We start from the raw sequence: 5,706 nt of genomic DNA on the forward strand, positions 1-5,706 counted from the left end.
CCAAGCGATGTACTACAAGAAGGATAATGCAAGGTTTTTGAACGTCCCAATCCTATTTTCGCAGCATGAACATCGGACTTTAACAGGTCAAAAGCTTTATTTTAAAAGGGTTTTACCATTATTCAGCAAACCCTAGTTAAACTATCATGTTGTTTTTTTATATCGGAAAGTACATGAAAATCACATCCGCAATCGTACAAAAGAATAAAGAAAGGAGCAACTTCGATAGAATTTGATTTTAGCGGTTCAATTTTGCGATTAGCTTTATCCCCGCGCACTTGATAAACTTCCACAGAAACTTTTTTGTATCCTGCAATTTCTTGAAGTAACCTGGTTATCAATATTCTTTCGGTCTGTCCTTCCACAAAAATCGCTAGTTTTTTCTGTAACATCAATCTATCACCTCCTCTGAATTAGGTTCCTGCAAGTAGTATTCACTAGCAAAAAAATCAAAGTTATTCAGTCCAATATGTTTAAACTGTTCAAATTGTTCGGGAGAATTAGAGTAATTATGTAATTTAGCGACTCCCGGTTGTCGTTCGATAACAGACCAATATTCAAGAGGAACACCGTTCATGATATTCTCATCATTAGTGGTCATGATAAGTTGCACTAAGCCTGTTTTCGCCTTCTCAATTAAAAGTTTAATTATAGCTGAAGATCGTTGAAAATCCAAACCCTCCCCAATATCATCAATAATAATACAACTAGGCTGATCTGACAAAATAGCGTAATTAATCTGAATAAATAATGATAAAGCTCTGAACATTACTTGAGATATTTCCGATTGTTCCGTGACAGACTTTAACCCATCTTCTTGCACATACAAAAACTTGGGTAAATTGTCTGAATCCTCGTCTAAATTTTCAGGAGGCGAAATATTAGACTTGAAAAAACTCGGTACTTTAGTTTCTATCTTTGCAATTTGATAACCGATTCTATTCATATCGTCAATAATTCTTTGAGTGAATTCACTATGTTCTCGTTTTCCCAGCACAAATATTCCAACAACATGATCACAATCTTTAGCATCTGTTTTGGCTTTTAATAATTCTGTTGTTGGCGGCAATGTGGCTATAGTATTTTTTCCCAGTTGTGTTCCAAATTCATAGAATCTTAGAGAGCTAGACCATTTATAAATATCTTCCAAGAAAGGGTGTTGGATAGTATCTCGACGCTTAACTACTGCTAATTCTGTTTTAGGTGTTTGAAAGCGCATATACTGATTAAGTTCTTGGGCAAAAATTCTACCTTCTGCCGACTCATTTCTTTCTAAAAGTTGCTTGCTACCAATAATTAGCTTTTCTTGGAGAACTTCTCCATTTTCTGATTCTAGAAAATATTCTGTTTTACAATTTGTGGTGCAATCAAAAAATAAATGCCATGTATCCTTTCTAAAAGATGGATCAAATTTTTCACTTCCAGATAATAGTTCTGATAGCTTATATATACTTTTGACAATTCTTGATTTTCCACTGGCATTTTTACCAACGATTAAATTAATATTGCCTAACTGACATCCATCAATTCGCCATTCATTGGGGTTGCCTCGATTAGAAATATATTCAAACTGGTCTAATTTCATGATTTTAATCTCCTTGGTCGCAAAAATCGTCAATAAGGTGAGCTTTTCATAGCTCACCCTAAACTTCATACTAACTCAAAACACCGGAAGGAATCCCTAATATATCCTCAATTTTAGGTAAATCTTCTAGGGGAATTACCCGGCCTTCATCCTCAAAACCAGCGATTTCAATTAAGATTGAGAATATTAATACTAGACAGGATAAGAGCTTCATGTATCTAGAATGTATCAAACTAATCGGTCATGACTATAAAAACAAATCCGGGGGTAGATAACCCCCTTGTGTACAAATGATCTGGCAAATACATAAGAACTAATTAGCTGATGGTCTGAGTTTTTGTTGTATTTTAGCCTTTATTCGAGCAATAAAGCTGGATTTGCTCTTTTTTTCGGGATCTTCGTAGATAAAAGTTTTGGCACTACCATCTTCTAATATTTCAATTAACTTTAAACTAGGTGCTTGTCTCTGTTGTTTTAGTGACTCAGACATAATAGTTTCCTCTGTGGTTTAGGTCTTAACCCTACTGTTATCATGAGTCAATTGCTTAACCTAGTCAATACCCTAGACATTATTCTTCATTCTCCAGAGTAATTTAACAACGTTATTGTATTGTGTCATCCAGTCTAAAATACTACTATGCAGATTTCTATCATTCATTGAGCTTAAATCCGCACTATCATCGTTATCAACAGCTAATAGTCCCAGAATAGAACTTTTTTGCAGTGCAGCTACAGCTAACACAATTTTTATATGAGGATTAATTAAGAGTTCATTGTCTCTTTGGAGAGGGACATAAGAAGACGGTAATTGCTGAGAATTGGAAATATCAACAAACTCCAAAGCATACTTTCTTATAGTCTTCAGGTATGTGTAACCAATTACCCCTTCATCTAATTCAAAAAGTGCCTCTAGTTCCCTATCAGATACATTGCTAGTTTTACATACCATTTGGAGATTCCAAGTAAATAACTTTTGTCTCACTGGTATCCACAAGGATACTCTGATATTGCCCTGTAGATTAAATTTTTGTTTTATATCAACAGATAATTCTTCTAAAGAACTACTGATTGCTGGCACAATATTTAAGCGAATTGTTTCTAAAAGTTCAACAGTATCTTGTCCAGTCTGTGTTTGAGAGAGTAGAACAGGAATTCCTAAGATAATAATAGATATAATCGTAACTATTTGAGGACTTTTTAATAATTTCCATTCCCTAGGTATAGGACTATTCTCTCCTGTAAAAAATGAACTTGCATCCCCTAAACCTGTCACAATTGCTACTATTAAGTATAACAAAAATATGAGTTTTTCCCAAGGCTTGAATTTTCTGAGAAAATAATCAAATTCATACTTAAGTAGGTGGGTGGAATTAAATATAAAATGAACGTAGGTTGGGTTGAAGCATGAAACCCAACGCCCGCATGGGTTACGCTACCGCTAACCCATCCTACAAATAATTGTGCCTACCTACTTAATAATTCTTGCAATAATTATTCGTTGTTGATCCTTCATCTAATTTCAAGTTTCTTTGACAATAAAAGGGACTGGATAAATCCTATCAATTCTAAATAAAACTGTTGTTTGACGATTTTCCCAAACTAATTTTTCAATGATAACATCTGCGTAGGCGACCCAATGTTCATTTACCAAAGGAATGGGAACATCAACAGGAATAATTCTATAATCTTCTTTGCTCCCTTGATACTGTTTAGATAATTCCAAACTTTCTGGATAACCTTGAGATGGTTTTAACTTTAAAATACTATTCACTTCACAGGGCATCCCCATAAATTTTACCTCTTTATTTTCTGAACAAAAGGTGAGCTTTTCATAGCTCACCCTAAACTTCATACTAACTCAAAACACCAGAAGGAATCCCTAAGATATCCTCAATTTTAGGTAAATCTTCTAGGGGAATTACCCGGCCTTCATCCTCAAAACCAGCGATTTCATTAAAGTTCAAATAGCGGTATAAATCGCCAGCAAAAGGATTAATTTTCTCGGTGACAATTGCGAGGTATTCCTCGACGGTGGGAATGCGTCCTAGCAGCGCACAAACCGCCGCTAATTCAGCGGAACCGAGATAGACTCGCGCATCTTTTCCCATGCGATTATTGAAGTTACGAGTCGAGGTAGAAAATACCGTCGCTCTGTCTTCAACCCGCGCTTGATTACCCATACAAAGGGAACATCCAGGCATCTCGGTACGCGCCCCAGAAGCGGCAAAAATGCCGTACATTCCCTCATCGCGCAATTGTTTTTCATCCATGCGGGTGGGGGGACAAATCCACAGTTTAGCCTTAGCAACTCCTGCTCCTTCTAATATCTTAGCGGCGGCGCGATAATGGCCGATATTAGTCATACAAGAACCGATGAACACCTCATCAATTTTATCCCCGGCGCATTCCGACATTAACTTGATATTATCGGGGTCATTGGGTGCGGCGACAATGGGTTCTTTAATCTCGCTTAAGTTGACGGTGATAATATCCGCATATTCGGCATCCTTATCCGCCTCCATCAGGACAGGATTAGCTAACCATTGTTCCATTTTTGCTACCCGACGTAGGATAGTTTTGGCATCACTATAACCCCGGGCCGCCATATTCTTTAACAGGGCCACATTAGAGCGTAAATATTCCGCCACTGTCTCGGTACTTAACTTAATCGTACAACCGGCACAGGAACGTTCCGCCGTGGCATCGGTTAACTCAAAAGCCTGTTCTAATTTCAAATCCGGCAGCCCTTCCATCTCCATAATACGACCGTTAAAAACATTTTTTTTGTTCTGTTTTTCCACGGTTAATTTGCCTTCTTGCATGGCAACGTAGGGAATAGCATTAACAATATCGCGCAGAGTTACACCTGGTTGTAATTCCCCCGTAAAACGCACTAAAACCGATTCCGGCATATCCAAAGGCATTACTCCCAAAGCGGCCGCAAATGCCACTAAACCCGACCCCGCAGGAAAGGAAATTCCCAGGGGAAAACGAGTATGAGAATCGCCGCCAGTCCCCACCGTATCCGGCAATAACATCCGATTTAACCAGGAGTGAATAATGCCATCTCCCGGACGTAAAGCGACCCCACCCCGGGTAGAGAAAAAGTCCGGTAATTGGTGATGAGTTTGAATATCAACCGGTTTCGGATAGGCTGCCGTGTGACAGAAACTCTGCATGACTAAATCGGCGCTAAAACCTAAACAGGCTAACTCTTTTAACTCGTCTCTGGTCATCGGGCCGGTGGTATCCTGAGACCCTACCGTAGTCATAATTGGGTCACAGGAAGTACCCGGCCGCACCCCGGGTAAACCGCAAGCTTTGCCGACCATTTTTTGCGCTAGGGTGTAACCTTTACCCGTGTCACTAGGCATAGTTGGACGGGTAAATAGGGTACTAGCCTCAAGTCCCAAGGCGTGACGGGTTTTATCGGTGAGACTGCGACCGATTAAGAGGGGAATACGACCGCCGGCCCGCACTTCATCCAGAATTGTCTCAGGTTTGAGGCTAAAAGTGCTAATAGTTGCGCCCGCTTCGTTGGTGATTTTGCCTTCGTAGGGATAGATTTTAATCACATCCCCCGTGTTCATTTGGCTAACATCGCATTCAAGCGGTAAAGCGCCGGAATCTTCAGCAGTGTTAAAGAAGATAGGGGCGATTTTACTGCCTAAAATATAGCCACCAGCACGTTTATTAGGCACAAAGGGAATATCATCGCCAATATGCCAGAGAACCGAGTTAATAGCCGATTTTCGGCTGGAACCAGTCCCGACCACATCCCCCACATAGGCGACCGGATGGCCTAATTTTTTCAATTCGGCAATGGTTTCTAAAGACCCCGGTTGACGGGTTTCTAACATTACCAAAGCATGGAGGGGAATATCAGGCCGGGTGGTGGCATGGGGAGCGGGAGATAGGTCATCTGTATTGGTTTCCCCCTGGACTTTGAAGACGGTGACGGTAATTTCTTTAGCAAGTTTCGGTTTAGCGATAAACCAAGCACCATTGGCCCAAGCATCGATAACCTGTTTAGCATAGGGATTGGTGTCGGATAATTCCAAAACCTCGTTAAATGCGTCGAATACCAGCAGGGTTTTACTTAAAGCGCTGGCGGCAGCGGC

At 39.9% G+C, this 5,706-nt stretch carries 7 protein-coding genes; all 7 read right to left on the minus strand.

The features are described 5' to 3' along the window. Window positions 1-122: 122 nt before the first annotated feature. Window positions 123-392: a TOPRIM nucleotidyl transferase/hydrolase domain-containing protein gene (locus PX481_RS07955; RefSeq protein ID WP_288025946.1), complete on the minus strand. Its 270-nt coding sequence runs from the start codon at window positions 390-392 to the stop codon at window positions 123-125. After that, a complete protein-coding gene (locus PX481_RS07960) occupies window positions 392-1,585 on the minus strand; it encodes an ATP-binding protein (RefSeq protein WP_288094257.1) in 1,194 nt (397 codons plus the stop codon). Before PX481_RS07960 ends, PX481_RS07955 begins: the two co-directional genes overlap by 1 nt. Before the next feature lie 70 nt (window positions 1,586-1,655). After that, window positions 1,656-1,799, minus strand: coding sequence for a hypothetical protein (locus PX481_RS07965; protein ID WP_002761373.1), 144 nt, complete (start codon window positions 1,797-1,799; stop codon window positions 1,656-1,658). 99 nt (window positions 1,800-1,898) lie between these two features. Continuing rightward, window positions 1,899-2,075 (minus strand): hypothetical protein, encoded by a 177-nt coding sequence (locus PX481_RS07970; RefSeq protein ID WP_002761372.1) that lies wholly within the window; start codon window positions 2,073-2,075, stop codon window positions 1,899-1,901. Window positions 2,076-2,147: 72 nt separating this feature from the next. After that, the gene (locus tag PX481_RS07975) at window positions 2,148-2,882 is read right to left on the minus strand and encodes a hypothetical protein (RefSeq protein WP_288025942.1); all 735 of its coding nucleotides are present in this window, start codon (window positions 2,880-2,882) and stop codon (window positions 2,148-2,150) included. 222 nt (window positions 2,883-3,104) lie between these two features. Next, complete coding sequence (locus tag PX481_RS07980) at window positions 3,105-3,374, minus strand: DUF2584 domain-containing protein (RefSeq protein ID WP_002761370.1); 270 nt, start codon at window positions 3,372-3,374, stop codon at window positions 3,105-3,107. A 64-nt stretch (window positions 3,375-3,438) separates the two neighbouring features. Continuing rightward, on the minus strand, window positions 3,439-5,706 hold a 2,268-nt coding region (gene acnB / locus PX481_RS07985; RefSeq protein WP_288094260.1), incomplete at its 5' end, for a bifunctional aconitate hydratase 2/2-methylisocitrate dehydratase.

This window comes from Microcystis sp. M53603_WE2, assembly GCF_030065435.1.